This window comes from Streptomyces gardneri, from assembly GCF_006539185.1.
GTDB classification, from domain to species: domain Bacteria; phylum Actinomycetota; class Actinomycetes; order Streptomycetales; family Streptomycetaceae; genus Streptomyces; species Streptomyces gardneri.
The window spans coordinates 1-18,140 of record NZ_BJMN01000074.1 but is presented as its reverse complement, the minus strand read 5'-3'; the positions used below and the strand labels follow the sequence as shown (position 1 = coordinate 18,140).

The 18,140-nt window shown below is 70.7% G+C and carries 18 protein-coding genes; 16 read left to right on the top strand and 2 right to left on the bottom strand.

Annotated elements, in window-relative coordinates:
- Window positions 1–79 precede the first annotated feature (79 nt).
- The 13 genes from SGA01_RS37745 (at window position 80) to SGA01_RS37685 (ending at window position 13,136) form a co-directional block, all read left to right on the top strand.
- Window positions 80–715 (top strand): N-acyl homoserine lactonase family protein, encoded by a 636-nt coding sequence (locus SGA01_RS37745; RefSeq protein ID WP_174867676.1) that lies wholly within the window; start codon window positions 80–82, stop codon window positions 713–715.
- A gap of 11 nt (window positions 716–726) precedes the next feature.
- On the top strand, window positions 727–1,269 hold the full coding sequence (locus SGA01_RS37740) for a hypothetical protein (protein WP_055644542.1): 543 nt from the start codon (window positions 727–729) through the stop codon (window positions 1,267–1,269).
- Window positions 1,270–1,384: 115 nt separating this feature from the next.
- A complete protein-coding gene (gene pdxS, locus SGA01_RS37735; protein ID WP_055644543.1) occupies window positions 1,385–2,299 on the top strand; it encodes a pyridoxal 5'-phosphate synthase lyase subunit PdxS in 915 nt (304 codons plus the stop codon).
- A gap of 6 nt (window positions 2,300–2,305) precedes the next feature.
- Window positions 2,306–2,899: a pyridoxal 5'-phosphate synthase glutaminase subunit PdxT gene (gene pdxT / locus SGA01_RS37730; RefSeq protein ID WP_141302699.1), complete on the top strand. Its 594-nt coding sequence runs from the start codon at window positions 2,306–2,308 to the stop codon at window positions 2,897–2,899.
- Window positions 2,900–2,961: 62 nt separating this feature from the next.
- Entirely contained in the window at window positions 2,962–3,714 is a 753-nt protein-coding gene (locus SGA01_RS37725; protein ID WP_024758564.1) for a YebC/PmpR family DNA-binding transcriptional regulator, read from the top strand.
- A gap of 117 nt (window positions 3,715–3,831) precedes the next feature.
- Window positions 3,832–4,449 (top strand): crossover junction endodeoxyribonuclease RuvC, encoded by a 618-nt coding sequence (gene ruvC, locus SGA01_RS37720; RefSeq protein WP_229918037.1) that lies wholly within the window; start codon window positions 3,832–3,834, stop codon window positions 4,447–4,449.
- Complete coding sequence (gene ruvA, locus SGA01_RS37715) at window positions 4,446–5,078, top strand: Holliday junction branch migration protein RuvA (RefSeq protein ID WP_055644546.1); 633 nt, start codon at window positions 4,446–4,448, stop codon at window positions 5,076–5,078. Before ruvC ends, ruvA begins: the two co-directional genes overlap by 4 nt.
- Before the next feature lie 64 nt (window positions 5,079–5,142).
- Window positions 5,143–6,243 carry a Holliday junction branch migration DNA helicase RuvB gene (ruvB, locus tag SGA01_RS37710; protein WP_141302698.1) on the top strand — a complete coding sequence of 367 codons (1,101 nt, stop codon included), beginning with the start codon at window positions 5,143–5,145 and terminating at the stop codon, window positions 6,241–6,243.
- A gap of 165 nt (window positions 6,244–6,408) precedes the next feature.
- Entirely contained in the window at window positions 6,409–6,897 is a 489-nt protein-coding gene (gene yajC / locus SGA01_RS37705) for a preprotein translocase subunit YajC (protein WP_141302697.1), read from the top strand.
- Between the two features lie 144 nt (window positions 6,898–7,041).
- Window positions 7,042–8,820, top strand: coding sequence for a protein translocase subunit SecD (gene secD / locus SGA01_RS37700; RefSeq protein ID WP_141302696.1), 1,779 nt, complete (start codon window positions 7,042–7,044; stop codon window positions 8,818–8,820).
- 1 nt (window position 8,821) lies between these two features.
- On the top strand, window positions 8,822–9,892 hold the full coding sequence (gene secF, locus SGA01_RS37695; RefSeq protein ID WP_141302695.1) for a protein translocase subunit SecF: 1,071 nt from the start codon (window positions 8,822–8,824) through the stop codon (window positions 9,890–9,892).
- The gene (locus SGA01_RS37690; protein WP_141302694.1) at window positions 9,889–10,440 is read left to right on the top strand and encodes an adenine phosphoribosyltransferase; all 552 of its coding nucleotides are present in this window, start codon (window positions 9,889–9,891) and stop codon (window positions 10,438–10,440) included. The genes secF and SGA01_RS37690 overlap by 4 nt, the downstream gene beginning before the upstream one ends.
- A 230-nt stretch (window positions 10,441–10,670) precedes the next feature.
- Window positions 10,671–13,136 (top strand): RelA/SpoT family protein, encoded by a 2,466-nt coding sequence (locus tag SGA01_RS37685; RefSeq protein ID WP_141302693.1) that lies wholly within the window; start codon window positions 10,671–10,673, stop codon window positions 13,134–13,136.
- 66 nt (window positions 13,137–13,202) lie between these two features.
- On the opposite strand, the gene SGA01_RS37680 is transcribed toward SGA01_RS37685, so the two are convergent.
- Together SGA01_RS37680 and SGA01_RS37675 are read right to left on the bottom strand one after the other, a co-directional pair.
- A complete protein-coding gene (locus SGA01_RS37680; RefSeq protein ID WP_141302691.1) occupies window positions 13,203–14,432 on the bottom strand; it encodes a DUF349 domain-containing protein in 1,230 nt (409 codons plus the stop codon).
- Between the two features lie 203 nt (window positions 14,433–14,635).
- Window positions 14,636–15,433 (bottom strand): peptidylprolyl isomerase, encoded by a 798-nt coding sequence (locus tag SGA01_RS37675; RefSeq protein WP_055644554.1) that lies wholly within the window; start codon window positions 15,431–15,433, stop codon window positions 14,636–14,638.
- A 172-nt stretch (window positions 15,434–15,605) separates the two neighbouring features.
- On the opposite strand from SGA01_RS37675, the gene SGA01_RS37670 reads away from it, so the two are divergent.
- The 3 genes from SGA01_RS37670 to SGA01_RS37660 form a co-directional block, all read left to right on the top strand.
- On the top strand, window positions 15,606–16,313 hold the full coding sequence (locus SGA01_RS37670; RefSeq protein WP_055644555.1) for an MBL fold metallo-hydrolase: 708 nt from the start codon (window positions 15,606–15,608) through the stop codon (window positions 16,311–16,313).
- 11 nt (window positions 16,314–16,324) lie between these two features.
- A complete protein-coding gene (hisS, locus tag SGA01_RS37665) occupies window positions 16,325–17,587 on the top strand; it encodes a histidine--tRNA ligase (protein ID WP_141302689.1) in 1,263 nt (420 codons plus the stop codon).
- Window positions 17,588–17,770: 183 nt separating this feature from the next.
- The coding region (locus SGA01_RS37660) for a vitamin K epoxide reductase family protein (RefSeq protein ID WP_141302687.1) at window positions 17,771–18,140 on the top strand (370 nt) is incomplete at its 3' end.

Genomic DNA, 18,140 nt, shown 5'->3' with positions numbered 1-18,140 from the left:
TCCCGGTCCCGGCACGGGAGGCCGCTGCCGCCCGCCTGCTTGCGGGATTGCCCCGACGCCTCCCGGGCAGGCTGTGGCCATGATCCGCGTCACCCGCCTCGACCTCGGACACCTCACCCGCCCCGCCGCCGAGTGGGGCGGGCCCCACGCACGCGTGGAGCCCGTGCTCGCGTACCTCGTACGCCACCCGCGCGGGAGCCTGCTCTTCGACACCGGCATCGGGACCGGGTCCCCGGAGACGGACGCCCACTACCGGCCGGTCCGCCACCCCCTGCTCCCAGGGCCCGACGACGTGGACCTCGTGGTCAACTGCCACCTCCACTTCGACCACATAGGCGGCAACCAGCGCTTCCCCGGCACCCCGGTCCTCGTCCAGCGCGTCGAGCTCGCCACCGCCCGCGCCGGCGGCCACACCATCGACTCGCTCCTCCCCGGTGTGCGGTACGAGGAGCTCGACGGCGAGCACGAGATCGCGCCCGGCGTGCTTCTCGTCCCCACCCCGGGCCACACGGAGGGGCACCAGTCGCTGTTCCTCGACCACGGCGACCGCGTGACGGTCCTCGCGGGCCAGGCGTACGACTTCGCGGCCGAGTTCGGCACCCCGTACCGCCCCTGGCTCGACCGGCTCGCCGAGCTCGCCGACGGCCGTCCCGCCCGTGTCCTCTTCGCCCACGACCGTGACCTTTGGGCAGGGACGCTGCCACCGCCCCGGTAGCCTGTGCGCCCGTGACCGAAACCCTGATCTGGACCGTCGTCGCGCTGATCCTCATCGGCGTCTATCTCAGCTGGACCGCCGGGCGGCTCGACCGGCTGCACTCCCGAATCGACGCAGCCCGCGCCGCCCTCGACGCCCAGCTCCTGCGCCGGGCCTCGGTCACCCAGGAGCTGGCGACCTCCGGCGTCCTCGACCCCGCCGCCTCGATCGTGCTGTACGAGGCCGCGCACGCCGCCCGACAGGCCGAGGAGGACCACCGCGAGGTCGCCGAGAGCGAGCTCAGCCAGGCGCTGCGGGCCGTCTTCGGCGAGCCCGAGCAGGTGGAGCTCGTACGGGAGGCGCCCGGCGGCCCGGAAGCCGCGGAGGAGCTGGCCGCGGCCGTCCGCCGGGTGCCGATGGCGCGCCGCTTCCACAACGACGCCGTACGGGCCGCCCGCGCCCTGCGCCGCCACCGCAAGGTCCGCTGGTTCCGCCTCGCAGGCCACGCGCCCTTCCCGCTGGCCTTCGAAATGGACGACGAGCCGCCTGTGGCCCTTGCCGATCGACCCGCCTGACCCCACGTCACCTGGGAAAACGATCCACCGGGTCCACATTGGCCCTTGATGTGGACCCCATGTGGCCTGTTTCCTCGTCTTGTCGTCAACCCCCGTTGTCACGAGTGAGGTATCCGTGTCCACCACGCCTTCCACCACCTTCCAGTCCCCCGAGACCGGCACGGCCCGCGTCAAGCGCGGCATGGCCGAGCAGCTCAAGGGCGGCGTGATCATGGACGTGGTCAACGCCGAGCAGGCGAAGATCGCCGAGGACGCCGGCGCCGTGGCCGTCATGGCCCTCGAGCGGGTCCCCGCGGACATCCGCAAGGACGGCGGCGTGGCCCGTATGTCCGACCCGAACATGATCGAAGAGATCATCGGCGCGGTCTCCATCCCGGTCATGGCCAAGTCCCGCATCGGTCACTTCGTCGAGGCCCAGGTCCTGCAGTCCCTCGGCGTCGACTACATCGACGAGTCCGAGGTCCTGACCCCGGCCGACGAGGTCAACCACTCCGACAAGTGGGCCTTCACGACCCCCTTCGTCTGTGGTGCCACCAACCTGGGCGAGGCCCTGCGCCGCATCGCCGAGGGCGCGGCCATGATCCGCTCCAAGGGCGAGGCCGGCACCGGCAACGTCGTCGAGGCCGTCCGTCACCTGCGCCAGATCAAGAACGAGATCGCCAAGCTGCGCGGCTTCGACAACAACGAGCTCTTCGCCGCCGCCAAGGAGCTGCGCGCCCCGTACGAGCTCGTCAAGGAGGTCGCCGAGCTCGGCAAGCTGCCGGTCGTGCTGTTCTCCGCCGGTGGTGTCGCCACCCCCGCCGACGCCGCGCTCATGCGCCAGCTCGGTGCCGAGGGCGTCTTCGTCGGCTCCGGCATCTTCAAGTCCGGCGACCCGGCCAAGCGCGCCGCCGCCATCGTGAAGGCCACCACCTTCTTCGACGACCCGAAGGTCATCGCGGACGCCTCCCGCAACCTGGGCGAGGCCATGGTCGGCATCAACTGCGACACCCTCCCCGAGTCCGAGCGCTACGCCAACCGGGGCTGGTAAGCACCGATGAACCCCTCTCCCGTCATTGGTGTCCTGGCCCTTCAGGGCGACGTACGGGAGCACCTGATCGCCCTGGCCGCGGCTGACGCCGTGGCCAGGCCGGTCCGGCGCCCCGAGGAGCTCGCCGAGATCGACGGCCTGGTCATCCCCGGTGGTGAGTCCACCACCATCTCCAAGCTGGCCGTGCTCTTCGGTCTCATGGAGCCGCTCCGCGAGCGCATCGCCGCGGGCATGCCCGTCTACGGCACCTGCGCCGGGCTGATCATGCTCGCCGACAAGATCCTCGACCCGCGCTCGGGCCAGGAGACCTTCGGCGGCATCGACATGATCGTCCGCCGCAACGCCTTCGGGCGGCAGAACGAGTCCTTCGAGGCGGGCGTGACCGTCACGGGCATCGAGGACGGGCCCGTCGAGGGTGTCTTCATCCGCGCCCCGTGGGTCGAGTCCGTCGGCGCCCAGGTCGAGGTCCTCGCCGAGCACGGCGGTCACATCGTGGCCGTACGGCAGGGCAACGCCCTGGCGACCTCGTTCCACCCCGAGCTCACGGGGGACCACCGCATCCACGGCCTCTTCGTCGACATGGTGCGCGCCGCGAGCTGATCCGATCCCGGTAGGATCTCTCGGGTTCGTTCAGTAAAGGGTTACGCGAAGGAGACAGGCAGATGTCCGGCCACTCTAAATGGGCTACGACGAAGCACAAGAAGGCCGTGATCGATGCCAAGCGCGGCAAGCTCTTCGCGAAGCTGATCAAGAACATCGAGGTCGCGGCCCGCACCGGCGGTGCCGACCCGGACGGTAACCCGACGCTCTACGACGCCATCCAGAAGGCGAAGAAGAGCTCGGTCCCGAACAAGAACATCGACTCCGCGGTCAAGCGCGGCGGCGGCCTCGAGGCCGGCGGCGTCGACTACGCCACGATCATGTACGAGGGTTACGGCCCGAACGGTGTCGCGGTGCTCATCGAGTGCCTCACCGACAACCGCAACCGCGCCGCCTCCGACGTCCGCGTCGCCATGACCCGCAACGGCGGCTCGATGGCCGACCCGGGCTCGGTCTCGTACCTGTTCAACCGCAAGGGCGTCGTCGTGCTCCCCAAGGGCGAGCTGTCCGAGGACGACGTCCTGGAGTCGGTGCTCGAGGCCGGCGCCGAGGAGGTCAACGACCTCGGTGAGTCCTTCGAGATCATCAGCGAGGCCACCGACCTGGTCGCGGTCCGTACCGCTCTCCAGGCCGCCGGCATCGACTACGACTCGGCCGAGTCCAGCTTCGTCCCGACCATGCAGGTCGAACTCGACGAAGAGGGCGCGCGCAAGATGTTCAAGCTGATCGACGCGCTGGAGGACAGCGACGACGTGCAGAACGTCTTCGCCAACTTCGACGTCAGCGACGAGGTCATGGAGAAGGTCGACGCCTGATCACGGCTCTTCCGCAGCGGGCCGACGGGGACACACCCCCGTCGGCCCGCTGCGTTGTCAGTGCCACCCGATAGCCTGCACAAACAGTTGAGCGACAGCGGTCCAGGGAGGGGCACAGTGCGCGTTCTCGGGGTGGACCCCGGGCTGACCCGGTGCGGTGTCGGCGTCGTCGAGGGCGTCGCCGGCCGGCCCCTGACCATGCTCGGGGTGGGCGTGGTCCGGACGGCGGCCGACGCGGACATCGGCGTGCGCCTGGTCGGCATCGAGCGCGGCATCGAGGAGTGGCTCGACCGCTTCGAACCCGAACTGGTCGCCGTGGAGCGGGTGTTCGCCCAGCACAACGTGCGTACGGTGATGGGCACGGCCCAGGCGAGCGCGGTCGCCATGCTGTGCGCCTCGCGCCGCGGCATCCCCGTCGCCCTGCACACCCCCAGCGAGGTCAAGGCCGCCGTCACCGGCAGCGGCCGCGCCGACAAGGCCCAGGTCGGGGCCATGGTGACCCGGCTCCTTCGGCTCTCCGCCCCGCCCAAGCCGGCCGACGCCGCCGACGCCCTCGCGCTCGCCATCTGCCACATCTGGCGCGCCCCCGCGCAGAACCGGCTCCAGCAGGCCGTCGCCCAGAACCGCCTCCAGCAGGCGGTCGCCCGACACCAGGCCGCCCAGCAGCAGGCATCCGCCCCGCAGCAGGCGACCACCCCGCACCAGGCATCCGCCGTGAAAGGCCGAACCCGATGATCGCCTTTGTCAGCGGCCCGGTCGCCGCGCTCGCCCCCAGCACCGCAGTGATCGAGGTCGGCGGCGTGGGCATGGCCGTCCAGTGCACGCCGAACACCCTCTCCGCCCTGAGGATCGGTCAGGAGGCCCGGCTCGCTACCTCCCTGGTCGTCCGCGAGGACTCGCTCACCCTCTACGGCTTCGCCGACGACGACGAGCGACAGGTCTTCGAGCTGCTCCAGACCGCCAGCGGCGTCGGCCCCCGCCTCGCCCAGGCGATGCTCGGAGTGCACAGCCCCGACGCGCTGCGGATCGCCGTCTCCACCGGTGACGAGAAGGCGCTCACCGCCGTCCCCGGCATCGGCAAGAAGGGCGCGCAGAAGCTCCTCCTCGAACTGAAGGACAAGCTCGGCGCCCCCCTGGGCAGCAGCGGCATGGTCGGCGCCCAGCGCGCCGCCGCCTCCGGACCCGCGCCCTGGACCGAGCAGCTGTCCGCCGCGCTCATCGGGCTCGGCTACGCGAGCCGTGAGGCGGAGGAGGCCGTCAGCGCCGTCACCCCGCAGGCCGAGGCCGCCCTCGCCGAGACCGGCAGCGCGCCCGTCCCGCAGCTGCTCCGCGCCGCGCTGCAGACCCTCAACCGCGCCCGCTGACCCCCGGCCGGCCCCCTGAGGGGCCGGGCGCCACCCCGACCGTACGAACGAGAAGGCATCCACCGTGAACTGGGACGACGACACCACCGCCGAGGCAGCCGAGGCCGAGGCGCGGATCGTCGGCGCCGCCGCCGAGGGCGACGACCAGGCCGTCGAGGCCGCCCTGCGCCCCAAGGACCTCAGCGAGTTCGTCGGCCAGGAGAAGGTCCGCCAGCAGCTCGACCTGGTCCTCAAGGCGGCCCGCCAGCGCGGCGCCACCGCCGACCACGTGCTGCTCTCCGGCGCCCCCGGCCTCGGCAAGACCACCCTCTCGATGATCATCGCGGCCGAGATGAACGCGCCGATCCGCATCACCTCCGGCCCCGCCATCCAGCACGCCGGCGACCTCGCCGCGATCCTCTCCTCCCTCCAGGAGGGCGAGATCCTCTTCCTCGACGAGATCCACCGCATGTCCCGGCCCGCCGAGGAGATGCTGTACATGGCGATGGAGGACTTCCGCGTCGACGTCATCGTCGGCAAGGGCCCCGGCGCCACCGCCATCCCGCTGGAACTGCCGCCCTTCACCCTGGTCGGCGCCACCACCCGGGCCGGCCTGCTGCCGCCCCCGCTGCGCGACCGCTTCGGCTTCACCGCCCACATGGAGTTCTACGACCCGGGCGAGCTCCAGCGCGTGATCCACCGCTCCGCCGGCCTCCTCGACGTCGAGATCGACCCCGACGGTGCCGCCGAGATCGCCGGCCGCTCCCGGGGCACCCCCCGTATCGCCAACCGCCTCCTGCGCCGGGTCCGCGACTACGCGCAGGTCAAGGCCGACGGAGTGATCACCCGGGAGATCGCCGAGGCCGCCCTCCGGGTGTACGAGGTCGACAGCCGGGGTCTCGACCGCCTCGACCGCGCCGTCCTGGAGGCCCTGCTCAAGCTCTTCGGCGGCGGCCCGGTCGGCCTGTCCACCCTCGCGGTCGCCGTGGGGGAGGAGCGCGAGACCGTCGAGGAGGTCGCCGAACCCTTCCTCGTACGCGAAGGACTGCTGGCCCGCACGCCCCGTGGCCGGGTCGCTACTCCCGCCGCGTGGACGCACATCGGACTGGTTCCGCCGCAGGCAGCGGGCCTGGGGAGTGCCGGGAACGGCACGGGAATGGGACAACAGGGGCTCTTCGGGGCGTGACGGTGCTGACACTCGCCCGGACCGGAACCAGGGTGCGATGCTGGACGTTGTTCCATCGATGCGGACTCGCCTAGACTCCGCCGATGCCGCCCTTTCTGGTCGGCGCGCCCACCCCCGAAGATCAGGCCGCGGGTTCTCCGCGACCGTGCGAAGGAAACCCGTCCCGTGAGCATCGTGACCCTCCTCCCCTTCATCGTCCTCATCGGGGCCATGTTCCTGATGACCCGCTCTGCGAAGAAGAAGCAGCAGGCGGCCGCGCAGATGCGCGACGAGATGCAGCCCGGCACCGGCGTCCGGACGATCGGGGGGATGTACGCCACCGTCAAGGAGATCGGCGACGAGACCGTCCTCCTCGAGGTTGCTCCCGGCGTCCACGCCGTCTACGCCAAGAACTCGATCGGCGCGGTCCTCGAGGACTCCGAGTACAACCGCATCGTCCACGGCGACGACCCGGAGTCGGACACCGACGCCGTCGTCCCGGACGACGCCTCCTCGCTCACCGAGACCGCCGAGGCCACGGAGAAGGACGCGGAGACCGCCGAGTCCGAGGACGCGGCGCCGAAGGCCGACCTGACGAAGAAGGCGGACGCGGCCGAGGCCGCGACCGAGGGGCAGAAGGACGGCAAGACCGACGGCGAGACCGACGCGAAGTAGTCGCGGCCGGGGACCCCGCGCACGCCCACCGGCGTGCGCGGTCCCCGGAACGGTTGCACGTCTGCGGGGGCAGGTCCCCACACACACTTCGTGGCCGTCTCACGCATACCCGGCGGAAGACGGTTGGACAGGGAGATACGACAGGTGGCAGCACCGAAGAAGGGCCGAAGGCCGGCGGGGGGACAGAGCCGTCCGGGCCGCGCCCTGGCAATCATCCTGATTGCCATGGTCGCGCTCACCGGCGGCATGTTCTGGTCGGGGCACACCACCCCGCGCCTCGGCATCGACCTCGCCGGCGGAACGTCGATCACGCTCAAGGCGAAGGCCGAGCCCGGCCAGGAGTCGGCGGTCAACGAGACCAACATGAACACCGCGGTCGGCATCATCGAGCGCCGTGTCAACGGTCTGGGTGTCTCCGAGGCCGAGGTCCAGACCCAGGGCCGCGAGAACATCATCGTCAACATCCCCCGGGGAACGAACGAGAAGCAGGCCCGCGAGCAGGTCGGCACCACCGCCCAGCTCTACTTCCGGCCCGTTCTCACCGTCGCCGACGGCGCGCCCCCGGCGGCGCCGAGCGCCACCCCCTCGGGCTCCGCCTCGGGAACCCCCTCGGCCAAGCCGTCCGCCTCCTCGTCCTCCGGCGCGAGCGTGGGCGAGAAGTCGGCGACCCCGACGGCCACCGCCACCACGCAGGGCCGCGCGGTCAGTGAGGCCCTGAAGGCCCCGAGCCCGACGCCGACGGCGACCGCCTCGTCCTCCGCGAAGCCGAAGGCCACCGGCACCCCGCAGGCGACCCCTTCCGCCGACGCCGCCACCGTGGCGCTGCAGCAGAAGTTCGCCTCCCTGAACTGCCTCGACCCCAAGCAGCGCGCCGCCGCCGGCCAGGGCGTCAAGCCGAACGAGCCCACCGTGGCCTGCGGCGAGGACAACCCGGGTGTGTGGGCGAAGTACCTCCTCGGCCCGGCCGAGGTCGAGGGCAAGGACGTCGACGACGCCAAGGGTCAGTTCGACCAGCAGCGCGGCATGTGGATCGTCACCATGGACTTCACGGACGAGGGTTCGAAGAAGTTCCAGTCGATCACCGGCAAGCTGTCGCAGCAGGCCGACCCGCAGAACCGGTTCGCGATCGTCCTGGACGGCCAGGTCGTCTCGGCGCCCTCCGTGCGCCAGACGCTCAGCGCCAGCGCGGAGATCTCCGGCAACTTCAACCAGGAGTCCGCGCAGGACCTCGGCAACATCCTGTCCTACGGTGCCCTGCCGCTCACGTTCGAGACCCAGAGCGTCGACACCGTCACCGCCGCCCTCGGCGGCGACCAGCTGGAAGCCGGCCTCATCGCCGGTGCCATCGGTCTGGCCCTGGTCATCATCTACCTGGTCGCCTACTACCGCGGCCTGTCGCTGATCGCCATCCTCAGCCTCGGTGTCTCGGCGCTGCTCACCTACGTGATCATGGCCCTGCTCGGCCCGGCCATCGGCTTCGCGCTGAACCTGCCGGCCGTCTGCGGTGCCATCGTCGCCATCGGTATCACCGCGGACTCGTTCATCGTCTACTTCGAGCGCATCCGCGACGAGCTCCGAGAGGGCCGCACGCTCCGCCCGGCCGTCGAGCGCGCCTGGCCGCGTGCCCGCCGCACCATCCTGGTCTCCGACTTCGTGTCGTTCCTGGCCGCGGCCGTGCTCTTCGTCGTCACCGTCGGCAAGGTCCAGGGCTTCGCGTTCACGCTCGGCCTCACCACCCTGCTCGACGTCGTCGTGGTGTTCCTCTTCACCAAGCCGATCATGACGATGCTCGCGAAGACCAAGTTCTTCGGCAACGGTCACCCGTGGTCGGGTCTCGACCCGAAGCGTCTCGGCGCCAAGCCGCCGCTGCGCCGCGCCCGCCGTGCCACTGCCCCTGCCGCTGCCGACCCGAAGGAGGCGTGAGATGTCGAAGCTCGGCGATCTCGGCGCCCGGCTCCACCGCGGTGAGGTCGGTTACGACTTCATCGGCAACCGCAAGATCTGGTATGGCCTGTCCATCCTGATCACCATCACCGCCATCGTCGCCCTGGCCGTCCGCGGCCTCAACATGGGCATCGAGTTCCAGGGCGGCGCCGTCTTCACCACCCCGAAGTCGGAAGTCTCCGTCAGTCAGGCCCAGGAGTACGCGGAAGAGGCCTCGGGCCACGACGCGATCGTCCAGCAGCTCGGCAACGGCTCCCTCCGCATCCAGGTCGGCGGTCTCGACACCGCGCAGTCCGACCAGGTCCGCGCGGAGCTCGCCAAGGACATGAACGTCCCCGAGGACAAGATCGCGGCGGAGCTCGTCGGCCCCAGCTGGGGTGAGCAGATCGCCAACAAGGCCTGGACCGGTCTGGGGGTCTTCATGATCCTCGTGGTGATCTATCTGGCCATCGCCTTCGAGTGGAGAATGGCGGTCGCGGCGCTCATCGCCCTCATCCACGACCTCACGATCACCGTGGGCATCTACTCACTGGTCGGCTTCGAGGTCACCGTCGGTACGGTCATCGGTCTGCTGACGATCCTCGGCTATTCGCTGTACGACACGGTCGTCGTCTTCGACTCCCTCAAGGAACAGACGAAGGACATCACGAAGCAGACCCGCTTCACCTACAGCGAGCTGGCCAACCGCTCGATCAACGGCACCCTGGTCCGTTCGATCAACACCACCGTCGTCGCGCTGCTGCCGGTCGCCGGTCTGCTCTTCATCGGTGGCGGCGTCCTCGGCGCCGGCATGCTGAACGACATCTCGCTGTCGCTGTTCGTGGGTCTCGCCGCCGGTGCGTACTCCTCGATCTTCATCGCCACCCCGCTCGTCGCCGACCTCAAGGAACGCGACCCGGCGATCAAGGCGCTCAAGAAGCGCGTCCTGGCCAAGCGGGCCTCCGCCGCCGCCAAGGGCGAGCCGCTGGACGCCGCGGACGAGCTGACCGCCGAGGCCGCCGTCGTCGGCCCGCGCGTGGGCCGTCACGGAGCCCAGGAGCACCGCGGATGACCGCCGGTACGCAGGACGTCACCGAGCTGCTGCTCAGCCGCATCCGTGACGTCCCCGACTACCCGAAGCCGGGCGTGCTGTTCAAGGACATCACCCCGCTGCTCGCGGACCCGGTGGCGTTCACGGCCCTCACCGACACCCTCGCCGAACTGTGCACCGCGCACGGCGCGACGAAGATCGTCGGACTCGAAGCCCGCGGCTTCATCCTGGCCGCCCCGGTGGCCGTCCGCGCGGGCCTGGGCTTCATCCCGGTCCGCAAGGCCGGCAAGCTCCCCGGAGCCACGCTCAGCCAGGCGTACGACCTGGAGTACGGCTCCGCCGAGATCGAGGTGCACGCCGAGGACCTGGCCGCGGGCGACCGCGTCATGGTCATCGACGACGTCCTCGCCACCGGCGGCACGGCCGAGGCCTCGATCGAGCTCGTCCGCCGCGCCGGCGCCGAGGTCGCGGGCGTCGCGGTCCTCATGGAGCTCGGCTTCCTCCCGGGCCGTGCCCGGCTGGAACCCGTCCTGAACGGCGCCCCGCTCCAGGCACTGATCACGGTCTGACCCAGCGGTCCGACAGCACGGCCACAGCAAGGCCCACAGGGGCGCTCCGGGGAATCCCCGGAGCGCCCCCGCTGTTTTTTCCGTTGTGCCCCCTTACGGGGCCCGGAAAGCGCGCTTCCCCGCCGTCCGTGCCGCCCGCGTCCCGGGCGCGTGAGCAGGGCGGGGCGTGGCTCGATACCATGGCCTTTCCGGGCCTGACCGGGGGACCCGGAACCGCACGAGGAGCGCTCTTGCCAGACGAGGCCCAGTCACTCTCCGCCGCGCAGCCCGACCCGAAGGCCGAAAAGGCCGCGCCGGGGACCGGCACGCCCCAGAACAAGCCCGCGGAGACCGGGCCCGCGCCCGAGGCGCCCGCCCCGGCCTCGACCGCCAGGCCCGCCCCGGCCGCGCCCGCCCGCTCGGGCGGTTCCTCCAACCGCGTCCGGGCGCGCCTCGCCCGCCTCGGTGTCCAGCGTTCGTCCCCGTACAACCCGGTCCTCGAACCGCTGCTGCGGATCGTCCGCTCCAACGACCCCAAGATCGAGACGGCGACCCTCCGCCAGATCGAGCGCGCCTACCAGGTCGCCGAGCGCTGGCACCGCGGTCAGAAGCGCAAGAGCGGCGACCCGTACATCACGCACCCGCTCGCGGTCACGACGATCCTCGCCGAGCTCGGCATGGACCCGGCGACGCTGATGGCCGGTCTCCTGCACGACACCGTCGAGGACACCGAGTACGGCCTGGAGGACCTGCGCCGCGACTTCGGCGACCAGGTCACCCTGCTCGTCGACGGCGTCACCAAGCTCGACAAGGTCAGGTTCGGCGAGGCCGCCCAGGCCGAGACGGTCCGCAAGATGGTCGTCGCCATGGCCAAGGACCCGCGCGTCCTGGTCATCAAGCTCGCCGACCGCCTGCACAACATGCGCACCATGCGCTACCTCAAGCGGGAGAAGCAGGAGAAGAAGGCCCGCGAGACCCTCGAGATCTACGCGCCCCTGGCCCACCGCCTGGGCATGAACACCATCAAGTGGGAGCTGGAGGACCTCGCCTTCGCGATCCTCTACCCCAAGATGTACGACGAGATCGTCCGGCTCGTCGCCGAGCGCGCGCCCAAGCGCGACGAGTACCTCGCCATAGTGACCGACGAGGTCCAGACCGACCTGCGCGCCGCCCGCATCAAGGCCACCGTCACCGGCCGCCCCAAGCACTACTACAGCGTCTACCAGAAGATGATCGTCCGCGGCCGTGACTTCGCGGAGATCTACGACCTGGTCGGCATCCGTGTCCTCGTCGACACGGTCAGGGACTGCTACGCCGCTCTCGGCACCGTCCACGCGCGATGGAACCCGGTCCCCGGCCGGTTCAAGGACTACATCGCGATGCCGAAGTTCAACATGTACCAGTCGCTGCACACGACGGTCATCGGACCCAACGGCAAGCCCGTCGAGCTCCAGATCCGCACCTTCGACATGCACCGGCGCGCCGAGTACGGCATCGCCGCGCACTGGAAGTACAAGCAGGAGGCCGTCGCCGGCGCCTCCAAGGTCCGCGCCGACGTGCCGAAGCGGACGGGCAAGGACGACCACCTCAACGACATGGCGTGGCTGCGCCAGCTCCTCGACTGGCAGAAGGAGACCGAGGACCCCAGCGAGTTCCTGGAGTCCCTGCGCTTCGACCTCTCGCGCAACGAGGTCTTCGTCTTCACCCCCAAGGGCGACGTCATCGCGCTGCCCGCCGGGGCCACCCCCGTCGACTTCTCCTACGCGGTCCACACGGAGGTCGGCCACCGCACGATAGGAGCACGGGTCAACGGCCGGCTCGTACCGCTCGAGTCGACCCTCGACAACGGCGACCTGGTCGAGGTCTTCACCTCCAAGGCCGCCGGCGCCGGGCCCTCCCGCGACTGGCTCGGCTTCGTCAAGTCCCCGCGCGCCCGCAACAAGATCCGCGCCTGGTTCTCCAAGGAGCGCCGCGACGAGGCCATCGAGCAGGGCAAGGACGCCATCGCGCGGGCCATGCGCAAGCAGAACCTGCCGATCCAGCGGATCCTGACCGGCGACTCGCTCGTCACCCTCGCCCACGAGATGCGCTACACCGACATCTCCTCGCTGTACGCGGCGATCGGCGAGGGCCATGTCACCGCCCAGTCCATCGTCCAGAAGCTGGTCCAGGCGCTCGGCGGCGAGGAGGCGGCCACCGAGGACATCGAGGAGGTCGCACCGCCGAGTCGCGGCCGCTCCAAGCGCCGCTCCAGCGCCGACCCCGGCGTCGTCGTCAAGGGCGTCGAGGACGTCTGGGTGAAGCTGGCGCGCTGCTGTACGCCGGTCCCCGGCGACCCGATCATCGGATTCGTCACCCGGGGCAGTGGCGTATCGGTTCACCGCAGCGACTGCGTGAACGTGGAATCGCTCTCCCGCGAGCCGGAGCGCATCCTCGACGTCGAGTGGGCACCCACCCAGTCCTCGGTCTTCCTGGTCGCCATCCAGGTCGAGGCCCTGGACCGCTCCCGGCTTCTCTCCGACGTCACCCGGGTCCTCTCGGACCAGCACGTCAACATCCTGTCGGCGGCCGTCCAGACGTCCCGCGACCGGGTGGCCACCTCGCGCTTCACCTTCGAGATGGGCGACCCCAAGCACCTGGGCCACGTCCTGAAGGCGGTCCGGGGCGTGGAGGGCGTCTACGACGTGTACCGCGTGACCAGCGCCCGGCGCCCGTAGCCGTACGTACGAGGAAGGCCCCCGGCGCGATGCCGGGGGCCTTCCTCGTCATGTACGGCTACGGCGTCAGCCGCCGAACTCCTCCAGGCCCTTCATGGCCTGGTCGAGCAGGGCCTGACGGCCCTCCAGCTCGCGGGCGAGCTTGTCGGCCTTGGAGTCGTTCCCGGCGGCGCGGGCCGCGTCGATCTGCTTGCGCAGCTTCTCGACGGCGTCCTGGAGCTGACCGGTCAGACCCGCGGCACGCGCGCGTGCCTCCGGGTTCGTCCGGCGCCACTCGGTCTCCTCGGCCTCCTGGATCGCCTTCTCCACCGTGTGCATCCGGCCCTCGACCTTCGGGCGGGCGTCACGCGGGACGTGGCCGATGGCCTCCCAGCGCTCGTTGAGGGAGCGGAAGGCCGCACGCGACGCCTTCAGGTCCGTCACCGGGAGCAGCTTCTCGGCCTCGGTCGCGAGCTCCTCCTTCAGCTTGAGGTTCTCGGTCTGCTCCGCGTCCCGCTCGGCGAAGACCTCGCCGCGCGCCGCGAAGAAGACGTCCTGGGCGCCGCGGAAGCGGTTCCACAGGTCGTCCTCGTGCTCGCGCTGCGCCCGGCCGGCGGCCTTCCACTCCGTCATCAGGTCGCGGTAGCGGGCCGCCGTCGTGCCCCAGTCGGTGGACTTGGACAGCGACTCCGCCTCGGCGACCAGACGCTCCTTCGCCTTGCGGGCGTCCTCGCGCTGGGCGTCGAGCGAGGCGAAGTGGGCCTTGCGGCGCTTCGAGAACGCCGAGCGGGCGTGCGAGAAGCGGTGCCACAGCTCGTCGTCGGACTTGCGGTCCAGCCGGGGGAGACCCTTCCAGGTGTCCACGAGCGCCCGCAGGCGCTCACCCGCGGAGCGCCACTGCTCGCTCTGGGCCAGCTCCTCGGCCTCGGTGACGAGCGCCTCCTTGGCGGTCCGCGCCTCGTCGGTCTGCTTGGCCTTCTGGGCCTTGCGCTCCTCGCGGCGCGAGTCGACCGACGTGACGAGCTTGTCCAGCCGGGCGCCGAGCGCCGCCAGGTCGCCGACGGCGTGGTGCTCGTCGATCTGCTGGCGGATGTGCTCGATCGCCGTGGTGGCGTCCTTCGCCGAGAGGTCGGTGGTCCTCACGCGCTTCTCGAGGAGGCCGATCTCGACCACCAAGCCCTCGTACTTGCGCTCGAAGTAGGCCAGAGCCTCCTCGGGGGTGCCGGCCTGCCACGATCCGACGACCTTCTCACCCTCGGCCGTCCGCACGTACACGGTGCCCGTCTCGTCGACGCGGCCCCACGGGTCGCTGCTCACAGCGCCTCCTCACCATGATGCCGTCGTGGGGTGGTACCCCCCGGGCATCGTCCACAGTTTCCCGGCGGGCCTCGCCCGCCTTCCGCAGCGCACGGCCGACAGGCCCACGCTGCACAACGCCAATCTAGGCGAACGGCGGCCCGGCTGTCCGCACTCAGCGCGACCGAAATTCAACGGTCACGCCTGTGTGCGGACGCCCCGGCTCACTTCTTCGCGACGGTGGCCTTCTCGATGGTGACGGGCTTCTTCGGGGCGCCGTCCGACGCGCCGTCCACACCACCGGCCGCGGCCACGTCCTTGACCGCCTGGAGGCCGGCCGCGTCCATCTTCCCGAAGGGGGTGTAGCTCGGCGGCAGCTTGCTGTCCTTGTAGACGAGGAAGAACTGCGAACCGCCCGTGCCGGGCTGCCCGGTGTTGGCCATGGCGACCGTGCCGGCCGGGTAGGTCACCTTGCCGTCCGCGCCGGCCTTGCCCAGGGCGTCCAGGTTCTCGTCCGGGATGTTGTAGCCCGGGCCGCCGGTCCCCTGACCGGTCGGGTCGCCGCACTGGAGCACGAAGATGCCGTCGGTCGTCAGACGGTGGCACTTGCTCCCGTCGAAGTACTTCTTCGCGGCGAGGTGGTGGAAGGAGTTCACCGTGCGCGGGGTCTTCGCCGCGTCCATCGCGATCGCGACGACACCCTCGTTGGTCTTGAGGGACATGGTGTACGAGGCCTTGGCGTCCACGGCCATCTTCGGCTCGGGGGCGGCCGACTCGCTCTGCGAGGGCGTCGGGGCCGCGGTGGTGGGCGTGTCGCCCGCGGCGGCGTCCGAGCCCTTCTTGTCGTCCGTCAGCGCCACCGAGGCGTACACGGCGCCACCGGCCGCCAGCACCACGGCGAGGGAGGCCGCGACGACGATGTTGCGCTGCTTCGCCTTGCGCCGCCTCTCCTCCCGCCGCTCCTGCTGCCGCGCGTACTTCTCCCTGGCAAGCTGCCGCCGCCGCTGATCGCTCGTGACCACCGGGTCCGCTCCCGTCGCTCGTCTGTTCCCGGCCTGGCCGGATGTGCCCGTACCGTATACGGGTTGGCTGTGGAAGCGGCAGCGCCGGTAGGCTCTGATCGGCCGCATTCCGCGTTTTCTGCGGGTTCCGCGAATTCCGCGCCCTCGTGCCGGACGACATCTAAGGACGAACGTGCTGATTGCCGGGTTCCCCGCCGGGGCCTGGGGGACCAATTGCTATCTGGTCGCCCCCGCCGCAGGCGAGGAGTGCGTCATCATCGACCCGGGCCACCAGGCCGCCCAGGGAGTCGAGGAGACGCTCAAGAAGCATCGGCTCAAGCCCGTCGCCGTCGTCCTCACCCATGGACACATCGACCACGTCGCCTCCGTCGTCCCGGTGTGCGGCGCCCATGACGTCCCCGCGTGGATCCACCCGTCCGACCGCTACATGATGAGCGACCCGGAGAAGGCCCTCGGCCGCTCCATCGGGATGCCCCTCATGGGCGAGCTGACCGTGGGGGAGCCCGACGACGTTCGGGAGCTCACCGACGGCGCCGAGCTGAAGCTCGCCGGTCTCGACTTCTCCGTCGCCCACGCGCCCGGTCATACCAAGGGGTCGGTGACCTTCAGGATGCCGGAGACCACGGAGGTCCCCTCCGTGTTCTTCTCCGGGGACCTGCTGTTCGCCGGCTCCATCGGACGCACCGACCTTCCCGGCGGTGACATGGACGAGATGCTCGAATCGCTGGCCCGCGTGTGCCTGCCGCTCGACAACTCGACCGTGGTGCTGTCGGGACACGGTCCCCAGACGACCATCGGCCAGGAGCGCGCCACGAACCCCTATCTGCGGGACGTGGCCTCCGGCCTCGGGAGCACGAAGGCTCCCCGACGAGGAATGTGACGAAGATCCACGTGAGTACCTTCAAGGCCCCCAAGGGCACCTACGACCTGCTGCCGCCCCGCTCCGCGACGTTCCTCGCCGTGCGCGAGGCGATCTCCGCGCCGCTGCGGAACTCCGGCTACGGCTACGTCGAGACCCCCGGCTTCGAGGACGTGAAGCTGTTCTCCCGCGGTGTCGGCGAGTCCACGGACATCGTGTCCAAGGAGATGTACACCCTCACGACCAAGGGCGGCGACGAGCTCGCCCTGCGGCCGGAGGGCACCGCCTCCGTCCTGCGCGCGGCGCTCCAGGGCAATCTGCACAAGCTCGGCAACCTCCCCGTCAAGCTCTGGTACTCCGGCTCGTACTACCGCTACGAGCGGGCCCAGGCGGGCCGCTACCGCCACTTCTCGCAGGTCGGCGCCGAGGCGATCGGCTCCGAGGACCCGGCGCTCGACGCCGAGCTGATCATCCTCGCCGACCAGGCGTACCGCTCGCTCGGCCTGCGGAACTTCCGCATCCTGCTGAACTCGCTCGGCGACAAGGAGTGCCGCCCCGTCTACCGCGAGGCCCTCCAGACCTTCCTGCGGGGTCTCGACCTCGACGAGGAGACCCTGCGCCGCGCCGAGATCAACCCGCTGCGCGTCCTCGACGACAAGCGCGAGGCCGTGCAGAAGCAGCTGACCGACGCGCCGCTCCTGCGCGACTACCTGTGCGACGCGTGCAAGGCGTACCACGAGGAGGTGCGCGCCCTGATCACCGCGGCGGGCGTCGCCTTCGAGGACGACGTCAAGCTGGTCCGCGGCCTGGACTACTACACCCGCACCACCTTCGAGTTCGTCCACGGCGGTCTCGGCTCGCAGTCGGCGGTCGGCGGCGGCGGTCGCTACGACGGCCTCTCCGAGATGATCGGCGGCCCGGCGCTGCCGTCGGTGGGCTGGGCGCTCGGCGTGGACCGCACGGTCCTCGCCCTGGAGGCCGAGGGCGTCGAGCTCGACATCCCCGCCGCCACCAGCGTCTTCGCGGTGGCCCTCGGCGAGGAGGCGCGCCGCGTCCTCTTCGGCAAGATCACCGAGATGCGCAGGGAAGGCATCGCCGCGGACTTCTCCTTCGGCGGCAAGGGCCTCAAGGGCGCCATGAAGGACGCCAACCGCTCGGGGGCACGGCTCGCGGTCGTCGCCGGTGAGCGCGACCTCGCCGAGGGCGTCGTCCAGCTCAAGGACATGGAGTCCGGCGAGCAGCAGGCCGTCGCCGTGGACGCCCTGGTGGACGCGGTGCGGGCCAAGCTGGCCTGACCGACCGTACGGACGGAGGGGCCCGGATCGCGTGACGCGGTCCGGGCCCCTCCGCGCGTGCCCGGGAGGGGCGGGGCCGCGTCCTTATGTCCACCGAACTTATGTCCACCGAACGGTGGGCACCCGGCCCGGTGCGGCAGAATGACCGTGCCCACAAGGCCCGCGAGCGAGGGAACAGGTGACATGGCGAAGGCAGCGGTGGACGAGGTCGCGTCCGGCCGGGACGGCGGCGGCACGATCGGGGCGAGCCGGGCCTTCTCCTGGCTGCTCGTGATCACCGGAGCGGCCGGACTGCTCGCCTCCTGGGTCATCACGATCGACAAGATCAAGCTCCTGGAGGACCCGAACTTCACGCCGGGCTGCAGCCTCAACCCGATCGTCTCCTGCGGCAACATCATGAAGAGCGAGCAGGCCGCGGTCTTCGGCTTCCCCAACCCGATGCTCGGCCTCGTCACGTACGCCATGGTCATCGCGATCGGCGTCGGCCTCCTCGCGGGCGCCCGCTACCGCCGCTGGTACTGGCTCGGCCTCAACGCCGGCACGCTCTTCGGCG